Origin of the sequence: Bradyrhizobium sp. SZCCHNS2022, from assembly GCF_032377575.1 — a bacterium.
Classification (GTDB): Bacteria; Pseudomonadota; Alphaproteobacteria; order Rhizobiales; family Xanthobacteraceae; genus Bradyrhizobium; species Bradyrhizobium aeschynomenes.
Genome location: NZ_JAUHHZ010000001.1, coordinates 5,724,822 through 5,741,847 on the forward strand (window position 1 = coordinate 5,724,822; position 17,026 = coordinate 5,741,847).

Below are 17,026 nucleotides of genomic sequence, written 5' to 3' on the forward strand. Positions count from 1 at the left end.
CCCGGCCTTCTGCTAGACAGGACCGAACACAAGCGGCCAGGAAGCGCCTGAGAATCGCTCGCGAAACCCTGTCAGGGACGGATCGGCCCACCCGCGAGATCCGACACGACCAGTCCAGGGAAGCGCTCTTCTCAAGCGACGACGGTAGTTTCGGCGAACCCGGTTAATGAGGTCTGAAGGATCTCATGAGAGCAGCACATGTCAGGTAGGAAAAAGCCCCTCGTCGTGGTGACACGCAAGCTGCCGGACTCCGTCGAGACCCGCATGCGCGAGCTGTTCGACGCGCGGCTCAATCTCGACGACGAGCCGATGAGCCAGGAGCAGCTCGCGGACGCTGTGCGGACCGCCGAGGTGCTGGTTCCGACCGTGACCGATCACATCACCGCGGACATTCTCAATCAGCCCGAATGCAAGCTGCGCATGATCGCCAATTTCGGCAATGGCGTCGACAATATCGATGTCGCGGCGGCGGTGGCGCGCGGCATCACCGTGACCAATACGCCGAAGGTCCTCACCGAGGACACCGCCGACATGACCATGGCGCTGATCCTGGCGGTGCCACGGCGGCTGATCGAGGGTGCCTCGATCCTGACCGAGGGCAAGAATTGGGCGGGCTGGTCGCCGACCTGGATGCTCGGCCACCGCATCGGCGGCAAGCGCCTGGGCATCATCGGCATGGGCCGCATCGGCCAGGCGGTGGCGCGACGCGCCCGCGCCTTCGGCCTGCAGATCCATTATCACAACCGCCGCCCGGTCGCCCCCGTGATCGCCGACGAGCTCGGCGCCACCTATTGGGAAAGCCTCGACCAGATGCTGGCGCGGATGGACATCATCTCGGTGAACTGTCCGCACACCCCGGCGACGTTCCATCTGCTGTCGGCGCGAAGGCTGAAGCTGATCCGCAAGGATGCCTACATCGTCAACACCGCGCGCGGCGAGGTGATCGACGAGGAGACGATGACGCGGCTGATCGAAGCCGGCGACATCGCCGGGGCCGGCCTCGACGTGTTCGAGCACGAGCCCGCCGTCAATCCTCGCCTGGTGCGGCTGGCGAAAGCCGGCAAGGTGACCCTGCTGCCGCATATGGGCTCGGCGACCATCGAAGGCCGCGTCGAGATGGGCGAGAAGGTGATCATCAACATCAAGACCTTCCTCGACAACCACCGCCCGCCGGATCGCGTGCTGCCGAGCATGCTGTAGGCCCGCCAGCCGGCCTCACACACGGTGTCGTCCCGGCCTTGAGCCGGGACCCATACCGCGTGATGTCTGTAACGGGCATGCCGCCCGTCCCCGCGCCTCATGGCCTTCACGGATTATGGGTCCCGGATCGGCGCTCACCGACGCGTTGCGTCGATGAGCTTGTCCGGGACGACGGCGGATGTACGGCGAGCCACTCGGCCCGCGCCACGCATCACTTCCGATGCGCGCTCAAATCCGCAATCACCAGCCCATCGCCATTGAGCGGATTGGCCGGATCACGCCCATAACGCAGCGTCTCGAAGCGCATGGTGCGCGCGTCCAGCATCAAGAGCCGGCCCACCAGGCCCTCGCCGAAGCCGACGATCTCGCGAATCGCCTCCAGCGCCATCATCGATCCGAGCATGCCGGCAAGCGCGCCCATCACGCCGGCTTCGGCGCAGGCCGGCACGGTGCCGGGCGGCGGCGGCTCCGGGAACAGGCAGCGATAGGTCGGATTGAATGCGCCCTTGTCATTGCGCTCATGCGCGCGGATCGTCGTCAGCGACGCATCGAAGGTCCCGAGCGCGCCTGTGATCAATGGCTTCTTCGCCAGGAAACAGGCGTCGGATGCGAGATAGCGGGTGTCGAAATTGTCCGAGCCGTCGAGCACGAGATCGTAGCCGCCGATCAGCTCGAGCGCGTTGTCGGCGTTGAGCCATCCACGATGCGCCACGACATCGACATGGGGATTGAGCGCGTTGATGCGCTCCGCGGCGCTGTCGACCTTCGGCCTGCCGATGTCAGGCGTCGCGTGGATGACCTGGCGCTGCAGATTCGACAGCGACACCACGTCGTCATCGACCACGCCGATCGTGCCGACACCGGCGGCGGCGAGATACATCAGTGCCGGCGCGCCGAGCCCGCCGGCGCCGATCACCAGCACCGACGCACGCTTCAGCGCCGCCTGACCGGGACCGCCGACATCGCGCAGCACGATGTGACGGGCATAGCGCTCCAATTCCTCGTCGCTCAGCATCGTACAGGTGTCCTTCCGCTGTCGCATCGCGATCAGCCGACCATGGAGACGGGAGATCTCCCCACTGAACCCCCGCCGGATTGTGACCGACCAAGCAGATGTGCTTATTTACGTCAGCGGCAAGAGCAGCGGGATTTGTCATGAGACGGCTGGCCACGGCAACCTTCATCTGCGCGATCGCCGCGTGCGCGTCAGCGCAAGCGCAGACCACGCCCGCACCCGCACAAGGCCAGCAGCCCGGCATCAAGCCCAAGCCCGTCGCGGCCCAGGCGATCCGGCCGGGCGTGCAGGCCCCCGCCGACACCGCCAGTGCGATGGGTCAGGCCGAGCGCCTTGCGCTGCAATCCGATCTCGCCTGGGTCGGCCAGTACAATGGCGCCATCACCGGCGACGTCAGCGAGCGCATGGTCAATGCGATCAAGGAGTACCAGAAGCTCAAGGGCGGCAAGCCGACGGGCGTGCTCAACCCGCAGGAGCGCGCCGTGCTCGCCGATACCGCCCGCCGCAAGCAGGAGGGCGTGGGCTGGAAGCTGGTGACCGAGCCGACCAGTGGCGCGCGCCTGGGCATTCCGACCAAGCTGGTGCCACAGCAGACCAGCGACGGCAACGGTTCGAGATGGACCTCGCCCACCGGCACCGTGCAGGTGGTGCTGTCGCGCCGCAAGGAGGCCAACCCGACCACGGCGGCACTGGCCGACCGCGAGAAGAAGGAGCCGGGCCGCACCGTCGACTACAGCGTCGTGAAGCCGGACTTCTTCGTGCTCTCCGGACTGCAGAACCTGAAGAAGTTCTACATCCGCGGCACCTTCAGGGGCGATGAGGTGCGCATCCTGACCATCCTCTACGACCAGGCCACCGAGAACACGGTCGAGCCGGTCGTGATCGCGATGTCGAGCGCCTTCAACGCCTTCCCGCCGGCGGCGCTGGCCGCTCAGCCGGCGCCGCGACGCAAGGTCGATTACGGCACCGGCCTCGTCGCCAGCCAGGACGGTGCCATCATCGCGGACCGCGAGGTCACCGATGGCTGCGTCGCGATCACCATTCCCGGCTTTGGACATGCCGAGCGCGTCGCAGAGGACAAGGAGCGCGGGCTGGCGCTGCTGCGCATCTATGGCGCGCGCGGTCTCAAGCCCTTGATGCTGTCCGGCGGCAACGCGAAATCGACCCTCGACATCGTCGGCATCGCCGATCCGCAGAGCCAGGGCGGTGGTGCCGGAATCAGCAACGTGAAGGCGCAGCTCACCGGCAATGGTTCGGGCGACACCTCGCTGGCGCCGGCGCCAGGCCTTGGCTTCTCGGGCGCGGCTGCGCTCGACGGCGACGGCAAGTTCGCGGGCGTCGTGCTGCTCAAACCCGCCATGGTGGCGGGAGCTGCCGCGGTGCCGGCAGCTCAGGCCGCGCTGGTCAGCGTCGATGCGACCCGCGCCTTTTTGGCGTCGCATGGCGTCAAGCCCGATGGCAGCTCACTCGACGCGAAGGCTGCAACGGTCCGGGTGATCTGCGTTCGCAAATAGCGCACGCCCCCGAGAGTCTGCCGCCTCCCCGGCGAAGCGCGCATCGCAGCGCGAGCAGGCGTTTACGCAAAATTAAGCATGTCATTTTACAAAAAATTAAGGGCCCAACGGCGGCCGGCGGGGATCTGACGTGCAGCATCGCGACTGCATCGGATGATGCTCGTCGATGCCGAGCGCTCCTGCGCGGCGCGATCGCTCAACTTCCTAGCACCTTGCTATCAACTCGGAACGGCTCCCGCCGTAATCAACCGGTCTGTCCAATCGCAGGCCGAGCGTGAGATAGTTCGAACAGTTTCTGTCGGCGTGCTGATTCGGACCACCGCGATCCTCTCATGTTGGATCGGGCCGGGACTGTCCTGAGCGAGAATAGCTCCGCATAGCGCAATCGCGATGCAACTCAGCTTTGGCGTTCTCATTAGTTCCGTCAACATCCGAAGGACTGTCTCCCGATGTACACGATCGTTTTGGCCACGCAGAAGGGCGGCAGCGGCAAGAGCACGCTGGCCATCGGTCTCGCCGTGGCGGCCCAGCAGGCCGGCCACAAGGTGCGCGTGATCGAGACCGACCGCCAGGGCACGCTCACCAAATGGCAGGCGCGCCGCAACGCCGGCGAGCCGATCGTCGAGGCCGTGTACGATGCGAAGATGATCGAGCCCCGCCTGGAGGCATTGGCCCGCGACGGCGTGACCGTGTGCGTGATCGACACAGGCGCCGGCATCACCGCCTCGACGACAGCGGCGATCCGCTATTGCGATCTCTGCCTGATCCCGGCCCGTCCCAGCGTCGCGGACATCGAAGCCACGGCGCCGACGCTCAGCGTCGTCCGCGCGTGGCGCAAGCCGTTCGCCTTCGTGCTCAACCAGGCGCCCATCCGCGGTGGCCACCGCATCAGCGACGCGACGTCAGCGCTCGATGCCGATGCGCCGCGCGACATCGCCGAGGTGCTGGCCCAACCTTTCATCATGATGCGCAACGACCATCAGGATGCGCTTGCCGCCGGCCTGGGCGTCAGCGAGTTCGACACCGAGGGCAAGTCGGCGCAAGAGATCAGGAGCCTGTGGCGCTGGACCGCCGGCAAGCTCGCCGGCGACCACGTCATGCACGAGGCGGGCGAGCTGAAGGACGCCAGCGAGCACGCCGAGCTCGAATTTCCGATCATGCTGACGCCGCAGCCGGAAGAACCGAAGCTGCCGGTGGCTCGCGTGTACCCGACCTGGGCCGACAACGGCATCAACTGGAAGGCGGGCCTTTAATTAGATCGAAGCCTTCGCCGCAAACTCGGTATGCTCCCTCGCCCCGCTCTTGCGGGGAGAGGTTGGGGTGAGGGGGCAGCACGGGCGGTGCCAATCGTTAGACCTGTACAACCTCACCCGGATTGCACGATGCCAGTCTCATTGGCGGTGCGTCTCTTACCTGCAGGCGAAGTGTCGCTCTACCTTGCCCCGCCCTCCCGCATCTCCAGCATCTTGATGCGCGCGTCCGCGCGACGCAGGCGGCGGCACAGCTCGCGATTGATGTTCTGCATCACGATGACATAGGCCTGGATATCGGCCTTGTAGAACGCATAGAGCTCGCGTGCCGTCAGCTCGTACAGCACCGTCGGCGTCTCCGCCACGACCGTGGCCGACCTGTTCTGCATCTCCAGCAAGGTCATCTCGCCGAAGAAGTCGCCAGGCTCCAGATTCGACATGTGAATCACACCGCCTGTCGGCAGACGCTCGCTGACCTCCAGTGTGCCGCCGTGGACCACGAACATCGAGCGTCCCGGCTCGCCCTCGGCGACGACGGTGGCGCCTGCCTCAAAGCGACGTTCGACCAGCATGGACATGAGCCGCTCGAGACTCGCGTCCGACAGTCCGCCGAAGAACGGCGTGGCGAGCAGGAATGCCTTCAGGTCGGGCGAGCTGACAGCCATGGCGCGAGTATACGCCCGCACCGGGCCCCTACAAGCGCACCGCGGGGGAAGCGCCGCACCTCAGCGCTGGCACTTCGGGCACCAGAAGGTCGAGCGGCCGTTCTGCACGAACCGCTTGACCACGCCGCCGCAGCCGTCCGTCCGGCACGGCTCGCCCTCGCGGTCATAGACCTGGAACGAATGCTGGAAATAGCCGAGCTCGCCGGTGGTCTGGCGATGGTCGCGCAGCGACGAGCCGCCGGCACGGATCGCCTCGTTGAGCACGGTGTGGATGGCCTCGACCAGCCGCCTGGCGTGATCCGTCGGCTCGCCCTTTTTTGTGGCCAACGTCGCGGCCAGCCGCCGCGGCGAGAGGTGCGAACGGAACAGCGCCTCGCAGACATAGATGTTGCCGAGCCCGGCGACGACGCGCTGGTCGAGCAGCGCCGCCTTGAGGCTGGTCTTCTTGCCGGCGCAGGCGCGCGCCAGCATCGCGGCGTCGAACGCATTGCCGAGCGGCTCCGGCCCCAGATCCTTCAGATGCGGCTCGGTCTCGATCTCGCCGCGGCCGATGATCTTCATGAAGCCGAAGCGGCGCGGGTCGTTGAAGACGATGTCGGCGCCGGAGGACATGTGAAACACGACGTGGTCGTGCACGCTGTCCTTGCCGCGCGGAGTGTGAAACTCGCCCGGCGTCTCCTCGTCATCCTGCTTGATCACCCGGAACGAGCCGGACATGCCCAGATGCATCAGCAGCACGTCGCCGGAGCCGAGATCCGCGAGGAGATACTTCGCGCGACGGCCGAGTCCCCTGACGGTCTGGCCCTGCAGGCGCTTCGCAAAATCGGGCTGAAACGGAAACCTCAAATCGCCGCGCCGGGCCTCGGCGGTGACGATGACGGCCCCTTCCATGACCGGCTGCAGCCCGCGCCGGACGGTCTCGACTTCGGGCAGCTCGGGCATCCCTGTTCATTTCACCTTTTGCAACGGCGACCATTCACCTTGTCCGGCTGACGTGATAGCGCCTTGGCCGCACCGGCGCTATGGTGCCGTATCGGAGTAAGGGTGATGGATCAGACGGACCAGACCACTCATTTCGGCTTCAGGGACGTGCCGCTGGGCGAGAAGCAGACGCTGGTGAACGACGTGTTTCACAGCGTGGCCTCCCGCTATGACCTGATGAACGACCTGATGTCCGGCGGGCTGCACCGCGTCTGGAAGGACATCATGATCAACACGCTGAACCCGCCGAAGAGCGACGCGCCGTTCGCGCTGCTCGACGTCGCCGGCGGCACCGGCGACATCTCCTTCCGCGCCGCCAAGAAGGCCGGCGCAGGATTCCATGCGACCGTGTGCGACATCAATGGCGACATGCTCGAGGTCGGCCGCCAGCGCGCACTCAAGCAGTATCTCGAGGACAAGGTGTCGTTCGTCGAGGGCAATGCCGAGAAGCTCGCCTTCCCCGACCGCTCCTTCGACGCCTATACGATCGCCTTCGGCATCCGCAACGTGCCGCAGATCGAGTTGGCGCTCGCCGAGGCGTATCGCGTGCTCAAGCATGGCGGCCGCTTCCTGTGCCTGGAATTCTCCACCGTCGAGGTGCCCGGGCTCGACAAGCTCTACGACCTGTTCTCCTTCAACGTGATCCCGCAGCTCGGCCGCGCCGTCACCGGCGATGCCGAATCCTACCGCTACCTCGTCGAATCGATCCGCCAGTTTCCGCGCCCCAACGCGTTCGCCGAGATGATCTCGGCCGCGGGATTCTCGCGCGTGTCCTGGCAGACCCTCTCCGGCGGCATCGTCGCGCTTCATTCCGGCTGGCGTTTGTGATCTCTGCACTCACTCATATTACGCGGCTCGCCCGGGCCGCCCTGGTGTTCGCGCGCGAGGGCGTGTTCGGCGCCGTCGATCCCAGCCTGGCGCCACCGCCCGGCCAGCTCGCACTGAAGCTGGCGCGCCTGGTCGAGCGACCCGGCGCCAAGTCCGGGCCAAGATTGTCGCGGGCGCTGGAGCGGATGGGGCCGGCCTATCTCAAGCTTGGCCAGTTCCTGGCGACGCGGCCCGACGTCGTCGGCGTCATCATGGCGCGCGATCTCGAATCGCTGCAGGACCGGCTACCGCCATTCCCGCAGGCCGAGGCCGAGGCGGTCATCGCCACCGCGCTCGAACGTCCCATCAGCCAGCTGTTCACCTCGCTCGGCCCTCCGGTCGCGGCCGCGTCGATCGCGCAGGTGCATCGTGGAGAGGTCGAGCGCGACGGCATCCGCCACGCGGTCGCAGTCAAGGTGCTCAGGCCGAACGTCGCAGCGCGGTTCCGCCGCGACCTCGCGGACTTCTTCTTCGTCGCCGAGAAGGCCGAGGCGCATTCGTCGGAAGCGCGCCGTTTGCGCCTGGTCGAGGTCATCAACACGATGTCGCGCTCGGTCGCGATGGAGATGGACCTTCGCTTGGAGGCGGCCGCGCTGTCCGAGATGGCGGAGAACATCAAGGACGATCCGGACTTCCGCGTGCCCGCGGTCGACTGGGACCGCACCGCCAACACCGTGCTGACCATGGAGTGGATCGACGGCATCGCGCTGAACGACCACGTCCGGCTCGCCCAGGCCAATGTCGATCTGCCCGATGTCGGCCGCAAGGTGATCCAGAGCTTTCTGCGCCACGCGCTGCGCGACGGCTTCTTCCACGCCGACATGCATCCGGGCAACCTGTTCCTGGACAAGCAGGGCCGCCTGGTCGCGGTCGATTTCGGCATCATGGGCCGGCTCGGCATGAAGGAGCGGCGCTTCCTGGCCGAAATCCTGCTCGGCTTCATCACCCGCGACTATCGCCGCGTCGCCGAGGTGCATTTCGAGGCGGGCTACGTGCCGCCGCATCATTCGGTGGAGAATTTCGCGCAAGCCATCCGCGCCATCGGCGAACCGATCCACAACCGCACGGCCGAAGAGATCTCGATGGCCAAGCTGCTCACGCTGCTGCTCGAGGTCACCGGCCTGTTCGACATGCGTACCCGCCCCGAGCTGATCCTGCTGCAGAAGACCATGGTGGTGGTCGAGGGCGTGGCGCGCGGCTTCGATCCCAAGCTCGACATCTGGAAGGTCGCCGACCCCGTGGTCCGCGAGTGGATCGAGCGCAATCTCGGGCCCATCGGCCGCATCGAGGGCGCCGTCACCGGCATCGGCGAGTTGGCGCGACTGACCGCCACCGTGCCGGTGCTCGCCGCCCGCGCCGCCGCCGTGCTCGAGAACCTGGAGACGATGACCCGCGACGGCCTCCGTTTGTCACCGGAAACCATCGCCGCGATGGGCCGCACCGAAGGCAAGAAGAGCCGCTGGCGCGCCATCGCGCTGTGGGTCATCGCGCTGACGTTCATCGGCATCCTGTTCGCGGTGCTCAGGCTTTGATGCGACGAGAGCGCCGCCCTCTCCACGGGGTCATGCCGGGGCGCCCGCAAGGGCGAGCCCGGAATCCATATCCCCGAGCCGTCGTTTGACGAAGACGGGCGCCACTGCGATCTCGCGACCCACAGCCTTTCGTGGTTATGGATTCCGGGCTCACGCTGCGCGCGCCCCGGAATGACGGCAGCTGAGAGCTGGGCTCCATGGGCCGCCTTCTGATTGCACTGCAATCAATTTATGCTAGCATTGCTTTCACAACGACAATGCTGGGAGGCGGTCATGGCGAGCCTGACCATCCGCAAGCTCGACGATTCGCTGAAAACCTACCTGCGCCTGCGCTCCGCGCAGAACGGCCGCTCCGTCGAAGAGGAAGTCCGCGTCATCCTGCGCGCCCTGATCGAGCCGGTCGATCCCTCCGAGCCGCCTTCGGCTCCCGCTCCGGCCGAGCCGCTCGTGCCGCAGCCCGGCCTCGCGCGCGAGGCCCGCGTCACCCTGATCATCGGCGGCGGCATCGCCGCGTACAAGTCGCTCGACCTGATCCGGCGCCTCCGGGAGCGCCACATCCAGGTCCGCTGCGTCATGACGAAAGCGGCCACGCAGTTCGTCACCGAGCTCGCGGCGTCGGCGCTGTCCGGCGACCGCGTCTTCACCGACCTGTTCGACGCGCGCAGCGAGTTCGACGTCGGCCACATCCGGCTGGCGCGCGACTGCGATCTGATCGTGGTGGCGCCCGCGACCGCCGACCTCATGTCGAAGATGGCGCAGGGCGCGGCCGATGATCTCGCCAGCGCCATCCTGCTCGCCGCGAGCCGGCCGATCCTGCTGGCGCCGGCGATGAACCCGATGATGTGGAGCAATCCCGCAACGCGGCGCAACGCCGCGACGCTGCAGCGCGACGGCATCCACATGATCGGGCCGAACGCCGGCGAGATGGCCGAGAAGGGCGAGGCCGGTGTCGGCCGCATGGCCGAGCCGACCGAGATCGCCGACGCGGTGGTCGCGATGCTGAAGCCGCCTGTGCCGCGCCCGCTCGCCGGCCGTCGCGTGCTGATCACGGCGGGACCAACCCATGAGCCGATCGACCCGGTGCGCTATATCGCCAACCGCTCCTCCGGCAAGCAGGGCTTTGCCATCGCCGCCGCCGCGCAGGCCGCGGGCGCCGACGTGCGGCTGATTTCGGGACCCGTCGAACTCACCGATCCCAAGGGCGTCAGGGTCACGCATGTCGAATCGGCGCGGCAGATGCTCGACGCGGTCGAGGCGGAATTGCCGGCGGATGTCGCGATCTTCGCCGCGGCAGTGGCCGACTGGCGCGTGGCCAATGAAGGTGGGCAGAAGCTGAAGAAGACCGAGAAGGCGATCCCGCCGCTGCAGCTGGTCGAGAACCCCGACATCCTCGCCACCATCTCGAAGCTCAAGGAGAAGCGTCCCGGCCTGGTCATCGGCTTCGCGGCCGAGACGGAACATCTGATCGACAACGCCAAGGCCAAGTTCGCGCGCAAGGGCTGCGACTGGATCGTCGCCAACGACGTTTCGCCGGCAACCGGCGTGATGGGCGGCGACCGCAACACCGTGCATCTCTTGACGAAGGACGCCGACGGCGTCCATGTCGCGTCGTGGCCGATCATGACCAAGGACGAGGTTGCGACCGCCTTGGTCGCCGAGATCGCCAGAACCGTGGGGCCTTCTGCGTGAGCCAGACCATCGCGATCGACGTACAGATCCTGCCGCATGGCCAGGGGCTGCCGCTGCCGGCCTACCAGACCGCGCATGCCGCCGGCATGGATCTGCTCGCGGCCGTTCCGGCCGATGCGCCTGTCGTGCTCGGCCCCGGCAGCCACGTCATGGTGCCGACGGGACTCTCGCTTGCACTGCCCGACGGTTACGAGGCGCAGGTGCGGCCGCGCTCGGGGCTCGCGGCAAGGCACGGCGTCACCGTGCTGAACTCACCCGGTACGGTCGACGCGGACTATCGCGGCGAGGTCTGCGTGCTGCTGATCAATCACGGCCAGGACGCGTTTACGATCAAGCGCGGCGAGCGCATCGCGCAGATGGTGATCGCGTCGGTCGTGCGCGCCGAGCTCACGATCACTACGACGTTGTCGGAGACGGCGCGTGGCAGCGGCGGCTTCGGCTCGACGGGCCGTTGAACTACGGGGACTTCGCCACAGTTCCGACTCGGCTATGCCCATCGATGAACGCATTTTCATCCCGTGCAACCACCGTTCACGGTCTGGACTCTTACCGCTGGAGTCCCGAAGCGGTTATTGTTGATTGATTCGTGAAACGGCGCGGTCGACGCGATATCGGCGCCGCGCGGAACTTCGTGCGGTTTGGGGCAAATATGTCGGGCGTGATCGTGGTGATGCGTCAGACGCTGCTGTCGTGCACGTCACTCGCGCGCAAAGGCCTGATGGGTCTCGCTGCGACTGCGCTTGCGCCGGCAACACCGGTCCTCGCAGGCGATGGCGTGCCGGCGGATACCATCTCTACGCTGTTCGAGCTGAGCCGGTCTGATGTCGCCGAGGTCACGGCGATGCTGGCGCTGCTCGGCTTCTCCGTGGTCGCGGCCATCGCGCTGGTGCGCACGCGCCTGGCTGCTGCGCGAAAGGAGGCGCGGCTGCGCGCGGATGTCGCCGAGCTGCAGTTGCAGGCCGACCGCTACCGCGCGCTGCTGTTCGCCGAGCCGCAGATCCTGATCGCCTGGCCGGCCGGCGGCCATCGTCCGCAGATCTCCGGCGACACCTCGATGCTGGTGCCATCCGATCAGCCGCAGCGCATTCTCGCCTTCGGAACCTGGCTGCCGCCGGAGCCCGCATTGCAGCTCGACCGCGCGGTCGAGGCGCTGCGCGAGGCGGGTGAAGGGTTCATGCTCAATCTCACCACCTCGCACGGCCATGCGATCGAGGTGATGGGACGTGCCATCGGCGGCCAAGCCATCGTACGGATGCGCGAGCTCTCGGGCCTGCGCCGCGAGCTGGCCGAGACCCAGCTCAGATTGAAGGCGCTCGGCGAGGAGACGGAATCTCTGCGCGCGCTGGCCTCCGCCCTGCCCTGGCCGATCTGGGCACGGCAGGCCAACGGCGCGCTGTCTTACGTCAACGCCGCCTATGCCCGCGCCGCCGACGCGCGCGACATCCCCGATGCGATCAGCCGCAATCTCGAGCTGCTCGATTCCGCCGACCGGACCGACCTGCAGCGTGCGCTCGGCGCCGGCGGACATTTCGAAGGCCGGCTGCCGATCGTCATGGGCGGCGAGCGCCGCATCCACGACGTGCGCGCCTTCACGCTCGGCGGCGGCAGTGCCGGGGTCGCCATCGACGCCAGCGAGGTCGCGGCGCTGACCGACGCGCTGGTGCGCATGCACGAGGCGCACCGCCGGACGCTCGACCAGTTGTCGTCAGGCGTTGCCGTATTCGACGGCCAGCGTCGCCTCGCCTTCTATAACGACTCCTATCGCCGGCTCTGGGATCTCGATCCGACGTTCCTCGACGGCCAGCCGGATGATTCCTCGGTGCTCGACCGCCTGCGCGCCGCGCGCAAGCTGCCCGAGCAGGCCGACTTCCGCGCCTGGAAGGCCAAGCTGCACGAGGCCTATCGCGCGGTTGAGGCCGCCAAGGACACCTGGTTCCTGCCGGACGGACGCGCGCTGTCGGTCGTCACCACGCCCAACCCGGAAGGCGGGGTCACCTACCTGTTCGACGACGTCACCGAGAGCTTTGCGCTGGCCCGCCGCTATGACGGCCTGATCCGGGTCCAGCGCGAGACGCTGGACAGCCTCGCCGAGGGCGTTGCGGTGTTCGGCAGCAACGGCCGGGTCGAGCTGTTCAATCCGGCCTTCGCCAAGATGTGGCGGCTGTCGCCGGACTCCCTGCGCGAGCATCCGCACATCGACACCGTCGAATCCTGGTGCCGCTCGCTCTATGACGACAGCGTCGCCTGGCGCACCATCCGCGAGGCCATCACCTCGATCGAGAACCGCCTCGACGTCGCGCTCAAGCTCGAGCGCAAGGATGGCAGCGTGCTCGACTGCATGAGCCGGCCGCTGCCGGACGGCGCGACCATGCTGACGTTCCAGGACATCACCGACACCGAGAACGTCGAGCGTGCGCTGCGCGAGAGCAACGAGGCGCTCGAAGCCGCCGGCCAGATGAAGATCGACTTCGTCCACCACGTCTCCTACGAGCTGCGCGCGCCGCTGACCACGATCATCGGCTTCGCGCATTTCCTGTCGGATCCGTCGACCGGCCCGCTGACGCCGAAGCAGGCGGAGTATCTCGACTACGTCACCAAATCGACCAATGCGCTGCTGGCGCTGACCAACAACATTCTCGACCTCGCCACCATCGATGCCGGCGCGATGAAGCTCGAGCTCGGGCCGGTCGACGCCGCCAAGGCGATCGAGGCTGCCGCCGAGGGCGTGCAGGACCGTCTCGCGACCGACCGCATCCGCCTCGAGGTCGCGGTCGCCGCCGACGTCGGCAGCTTCGTTGGCGACGAGCGCCGCGTCGTGCAGGTGCTGTACAATCTGCTCGCCAATGCCGTCGGCTTCTCGCCGCAGGATTCGACCGTGATCGTGTCGGCCCGCCGCACCGACCACAGCGTCGCCTTTGCGGTCACGGATTCCGGGCCGGGCATTCCGGCCGATATCAAGGACCAGATGTTCGACTGGTTCGTCAGCCGCTCGCAGGGCTCGCGCCATCGCGGCGCCGGGCTCGGCCTGTCGCTGGTGCGCTCCTTCGTCGAGCTGCACGGCGGCAAGGTGCGGATGGATTCGGTGGTCGGCAAGGGCACCACGGTCACCTGTGACTTCCCGACCGACCACATCGCGCAACGCAACGCTGCGGAATGACCGACCGACAGACATTCACGACCGCGCTGGCGGACGAGACCGCAACCGCCGCCCTGATGGCCGACCTCGCTTTGCTGATCGGCCCGGGCGTGCTGATCACGCTCACGGGCGATCTCGGCGCCGGCAAGACCGCTGCGGCGCGGGCGATGATCCGCTATCTCGCCTCCGACGACGAATTGGAGGTGCCCAGCCCGACCTTCACCCTGGCGCAGAGCTACGACCTGCCGAGCTTCCCTCTGGTCCATGCCGATCTCTATCGGATCAGCGACGCCTCCGAGCTGGAGGAGATCGGACTGTCGCCATTGCCCGAAGCGACGGTGGTGCTGATCGAGTGGCCCGAGCGCGCCGGCGATGCACTGCCGCAGGATCGCATCGACATCGCGCTGCGCCACGATCCGTCCCAGGGTGACAGCGCGCGCAGCGTCGAGATCGCCGGCACCGGCAAGGCAGCTGCGATCGTTGCGCGGCTGAAGGCGCTGCGCGACTTCCTCACCGAGGCCGGTCACGCCAAGTCGCGCCGCGAGCGCATGGCCGGCGATGCCTCGACCCGCTCCTATGCAAGGCTCTACAAGGGCGAGCGCGTCTTCATTTTGATGAACTCGCCTAAGCGCCCCGACGGCCCGGCGATCTACAACGGCAAGCCTTATAGCGGCGCCGTGCATCTCGCCGAGGACGTCCGTCCCTTCGTGGCGATCGCAGGCGCGCTGCGCAGCCGCGGCATCTCAGCGCCGAAGATCAACGACGCCGATCTTGACCACGGCTTCCTGATCACCGAGGACCTCGGCCGCGAGGGCGTCATCGAAGGCGAACCGCCACGGCCGATCGTCGACCGCTATGAGGCCGCGACCGATCTCCTGGCCGCGCTACACGCGCAGGACGTGCCCTCGGTGCTGCCGCTGGCGCCGCAGGTGACCTACGAGGTCCCAACCTTCGACGTCGACGCGATGCTGATCGAGATCAGTCTGATGCTCGAATGGTACCTGCCGGATCGCGGGGTGGAGCCGTCGCAGGTGCTGCGCGCCGAATTCCTGGAGATGTGGCGCGACCTGCTGGAAGCACCGCTCGCCGGCAAACAGACCTGGGTGATCCGCGACTATCACTCGCCCAACCTGCTGTGGCTCCCGGCTCGCGAGGGCATCGCGCGGGTCGGCGTGATCGACTTCCAGGACGCGGTGATGGGTCCGCCGGCCTACGACGTGGTCTCGCTGACGCAGGACGCCCGCATCGATGTGTCGGTCGATATCGAGCAGGCCCTGCTCGCCCGCTACGTCGCCGCCCGGGCCGCCGCATCCACCGACTTCGACGCCGACGCCTTCCATGCCGACTACGCCATCCTCTCCGCCCAGCGCAACACCCGCCTGCTCGGCACCTTCGCCCGCCTCAACCGCCGCGACGGCAAGCCGCACTACCTCAAGCACCAGCCCCGCATCTGGGACTATCTGCACCGCTCGCTGGCGCACACCGCGCTCGACCCGGTGCGGGCGTGGTACGCCGCAAACGTGCCGCCGCCGGCGGGCGTGAGCTGAGGCACGATCGCGCCTACAGAAAGGCCGTCGTCCCGGCGAACGCCGGGACCCCATACCGCGGACGCTATCGAGGGACGGGACTGGCAGTTGACCGCCTCACCACGGCCGGTGGCTATGGGTCCCGGCTCGAGGCCGGGACGACGGGGGTGTGGGCGGCGGCTCCGCGTCAAACCACACCCCCCGTAGCTTTACCGGTTCTTAGCCATCCCCCTTTACCTTGCCCCTCGCGGCGCTTGGCGCCGTGCGGAATGGAGGTTGCGATGGCAGAGCGGATGAAGGGCGAGCGCGTCGTCTTCGAGCGCGGCATTCCGGCTTTCATGATGGGCATCGACGGCACCTGGCGGCGCAACTGCACCATCGAGGACGTCTCCGAGACCGGCGCCAAGCTGACGGTCGAGGGCTCCGTCGAGGGCCTGCATCTGAAGGAATTCTTCCTGCTGCTGTCGTCGACCGGCCTCGCCTATCGGCGCTGCGAGCTGGCCTGGGTCAATGGCGACCAGATCGGCGTCACCTTCCTGAAGCAGGGCAAGAAGAAGAGCAACAAGCGGGCCACCGCCGAGGCCTGATCAGACCGCCGCCTGCGTCATCTTGCGTCGGGGACGGCCAGCGCCGCCGTCGCATATTCGTCATCGGGCCGGGCTATCGCAGCCGATCGAGACGTTGCACTTTTTCACGTGCTATGATTCGCTCGCGCCACTTCTGATCGAGATTGTCCGAAAATGCCCGTCAAGCCGCACAAAGCCATGGTCCTCGCCGCCGGTCTCGGATTGCGCATGCGACCGCTGACGGAGACGATGCCCAAGCCGCTGGTGCGCGTCGCCGGCCGTCCGCTGCTCGACCACGTGCTCGACCGCCTGGCCGATGCCGGCGTCACCGAGGCCGTCGTCAATGTGCATTACCTTGCCGACCAGATCATCGAACACACGGCGACGCGCAGCTCACCGCGCGTGACCATCTCCGACGAGCGCGACCAGGTGCTCGGCACCGGCGGCGGCGTCGTCAAGGCGCTGCCGCTGCTCGGCCGCGCGCCGTTCTTCCACGTCAACTCCGACACGATGTGGATCGAGGGCGTGCGCCAGAACCTGGCGCGCCTCGCCGATGCGTTCGACCCCGAGCGCATGGATATCATGCTGCTGATGGCGCCGACTGCGACCTCGATCGGCTATTCCGGCCTCGGCGACTACGCCATGCTCGCCGACGGCAGCCTGCGCAAACGCAGGGAGCACCAGGTGGTGCCGTTCGTCTACGCCGGTGCGGCGATCATCTCCCCCGCGATCTTCGACGGCGCGCCGAAGGGCGAGTTCTCGCTGACGAAGATGTTCGACAAGGCCAATGAGCAGGACCGCCTGTATGGCCTGCGCCTCGAAGGCGTCTGGATGCATGTCGGCACGCCGGCTGCGGTGATCGAGGCGGAAGAGGCGCTGCTGGAGAGCGCGGCTTAGGACTTAAGCGAAGCATCCTCCTTACATTCGATGTCGTCCCGGCTCTGCGCGCTGACGTCGCGCAGCGAGGCCAGCGCGCAGAGCCGGGATGCATAGCCACCGGCCGGCGTGTTGCGACGACCCGTCGTGACCATCCCGCAACAAACCCAAGCCTGTGGTTATGGATCCCGGGTCGACGCCTCCGACCG

14 protein-coding genes are annotated in these 17,026 nt (G+C 67.3%); 11 read left to right on the forward strand and 3 right to left on the reverse strand.

All coding sequences use genetic code 11. The features are described from left to right. Positions 1–198: 198 nt before the first annotated feature. On the forward strand, positions 199–1,200 hold the full coding sequence (locus tag QXZ94_RS25550; RefSeq protein ID WP_172113548.1) for a 2-hydroxyacid dehydrogenase: 1,002 nt from the start codon (positions 199–201) through the stop codon (positions 1,198–1,200). 211 nt (positions 1,201–1,411) lie between these two features. Here the strand turns inward: QXZ94_RS25550 and QXZ94_RS25555 are convergent, their stop codons facing one another. After that, positions 1,412–2,215 carry a molybdopterin-synthase adenylyltransferase MoeB gene (locus QXZ94_RS25555; RefSeq protein WP_315723052.1) on the reverse strand — a complete coding sequence of 268 codons (804 nt, stop codon included), beginning with the start codon at positions 2,213–2,215 and terminating at the stop codon, positions 1,412–1,414. 140 nt (positions 2,216–2,355) lie between these two features. Between QXZ94_RS25555 and QXZ94_RS25560 the strand changes: the two genes are divergently transcribed. Further along, positions 2,356–3,729 carry a peptidoglycan-binding protein gene (locus QXZ94_RS25560; protein WP_315723054.1) on the forward strand — a complete coding sequence of 458 codons (1,374 nt, stop codon included), beginning with the start codon at positions 2,356–2,358 and terminating at the stop codon, positions 3,727–3,729. Between the two features lie 449 nt (positions 3,730–4,178). Next, positions 4,179–4,982, forward strand: a complete 804-nt coding sequence (locus QXZ94_RS25565; RefSeq protein WP_315723056.1) for a ParA family protein — start codon at positions 4,179–4,181, stop codon at positions 4,980–4,982. A 179-nt stretch (positions 4,983–5,161) separates the two neighbouring features. Here QXZ94_RS25565 and QXZ94_RS25570 read toward each other — a convergent pair whose 3' ends face one another. Together QXZ94_RS25570 and mutM are read right to left on the reverse strand one after the other, a co-directional pair. Continuing rightward, entirely contained in the window at positions 5,162–5,644 is a 483-nt protein-coding gene (locus QXZ94_RS25570; RefSeq protein WP_315723058.1) for a cyclic nucleotide-binding domain-containing protein, read from the reverse strand. Positions 5,645–5,704: 60 nt separating this feature from the next. Further along, positions 5,705–6,586, reverse strand: coding sequence for a bifunctional DNA-formamidopyrimidine glycosylase/DNA-(apurinic or apyrimidinic site) lyase (mutM, locus tag QXZ94_RS25575; protein ID WP_315723060.1), 882 nt, complete (start codon positions 6,584–6,586; stop codon positions 5,705–5,707). 105 nt (positions 6,587–6,691) lie between these two features. Between mutM and ubiE the strand changes: the two genes are divergently transcribed. The 8 genes from ubiE to QXZ94_RS25615 all read left to right on the forward strand — a co-directional run bounded on the left by ubiE (position 6,692) and on the right by QXZ94_RS25615 (position 16,838). After that, a complete protein-coding gene (ubiE, locus tag QXZ94_RS25580) occupies positions 6,692–7,453 on the forward strand; it encodes a bifunctional demethylmenaquinone methyltransferase/2-methoxy-6-polyprenyl-1,4-benzoquinol methylase UbiE (RefSeq protein ID WP_315723063.1) in 762 nt (253 codons plus the stop codon). Further along, positions 7,450–9,024, forward strand: coding sequence for a 2-polyprenylphenol 6-hydroxylase (gene ubiB, locus QXZ94_RS25585; protein ID WP_315723065.1), 1,575 nt, complete (start codon positions 7,450–7,452; stop codon positions 9,022–9,024). The genes ubiE and ubiB overlap by 4 nt, the downstream gene beginning before the upstream one ends. 273 nt (positions 9,025–9,297) lie before the next feature. After that, the gene (gene coaBC, locus QXZ94_RS25590; protein WP_315723067.1) at positions 9,298–10,713 is read left to right on the forward strand and encodes a bifunctional phosphopantothenoylcysteine decarboxylase/phosphopantothenate--cysteine ligase CoaBC; all 1,416 of its coding nucleotides are present in this window, start codon (positions 9,298–9,300) and stop codon (positions 10,711–10,713) included. Beyond that, positions 10,710–11,168: a dUTP diphosphatase gene (dut, locus tag QXZ94_RS25595; RefSeq protein ID WP_315723069.1), complete on the forward strand. Its 459-nt coding sequence runs from the start codon at positions 10,710–10,712 to the stop codon at positions 11,166–11,168. The genes coaBC and dut overlap by 4 nt, the downstream gene beginning before the upstream one ends. A gap of 194 nt (positions 11,169–11,362) precedes the next feature. Then, positions 11,363–13,870, forward strand: coding sequence for a sensor histidine kinase (locus QXZ94_RS25600; protein WP_315723071.1), 2,508 nt, complete (start codon positions 11,363–11,365; stop codon positions 13,868–13,870). Further along, on the forward strand, positions 13,867–15,396 hold the full coding sequence (gene tsaE / locus QXZ94_RS25605; RefSeq protein ID WP_315723073.1) for a tRNA (adenosine(37)-N6)-threonylcarbamoyltransferase complex ATPase subunit type 1 TsaE: 1,530 nt from the start codon (positions 13,867–13,869) through the stop codon (positions 15,394–15,396). Before QXZ94_RS25600 ends, tsaE begins: the two co-directional genes overlap by 4 nt. 260 nt (positions 15,397–15,656) lie before the next feature. Beyond that, positions 15,657–15,962, forward strand: a complete 306-nt coding sequence (locus QXZ94_RS25610) for a PilZ domain-containing protein (protein ID WP_172113558.1) — start codon at positions 15,657–15,659, stop codon at positions 15,960–15,962. 153 nt (positions 15,963–16,115) lie between these two features. Then, on the forward strand, positions 16,116–16,838 hold the full coding sequence (locus tag QXZ94_RS25615; protein ID WP_315723075.1) for a nucleotidyltransferase family protein: 723 nt from the start codon (positions 16,116–16,118) through the stop codon (positions 16,836–16,838). Positions 16,839–17,026: the final 188 nt, after the last annotated feature.

Coding starts and splice junctions, on each gene's coding strand:
- QXZ94_RS25560 (WP_315723054.1), top strand. CDS start 2,356: ATGAGACGGCTGGCCACGGCAACCTTCATCTGCGCGATCGCCGCGTGC.
- coaBC (WP_315723067.1), top strand. CDS start 9,298: ATGGCGAGCCTGACCATCCGCAAGCTCGACGATTCGCTGAAAACCTAC.
- QXZ94_RS25565 (WP_315723056.1), top strand. CDS start 4,179: ATGTACACGATCGTTTTGGCCACGCAGAAGGGCGGCAGCGGCAAGAGC.
- QXZ94_RS25610 (WP_172113558.1), top strand. CDS start 15,657: ATGGCAGAGCGGATGAAGGGCGAGCGCGTCGTCTTCGAGCGCGGCATT.
- ubiE (WP_315723063.1), top strand. CDS start 6,692: ATGGATCAGACGGACCAGACCACTCATTTCGGCTTCAGGGACGTGCCG.
- QXZ94_RS25600 (WP_315723071.1), top strand. CDS start 11,363: ATGTCGGGCGTGATCGTGGTGATGCGTCAGACGCTGCTGTCGTGCACG.
- QXZ94_RS25555 (WP_315723052.1), bottom strand. CDS start 2,215: ATGCTGAGCGACGAGGAATTGGAGCGCTATGCCCGTCACATCGTGCTG.
- QXZ94_RS25615 (WP_315723075.1), top strand. CDS start 16,116: ATGCCCGTCAAGCCGCACAAAGCCATGGTCCTCGCCGCCGGTCTCGGA.
- mutM (WP_315723060.1), bottom strand. CDS start 6,586: ATGCCCGAGCTGCCCGAAGTCGAGACCGTCCGGCGCGGGCTGCAGCCG.
- tsaE (WP_315723073.1), top strand. CDS start 13,867: ATGACCGACCGACAGACATTCACGACCGCGCTGGCGGACGAGACCGCA.
- QXZ94_RS25550 (WP_172113548.1), top strand. CDS start 199: ATGTCAGGTAGGAAAAAGCCCCTCGTCGTGGTGACACGCAAGCTGCCG.
- QXZ94_RS25570 (WP_315723058.1), bottom strand. CDS start 5,644: ATGGCTGTCAGCTCGCCCGACCTGAAGGCATTCCTGCTCGCCACGCCG.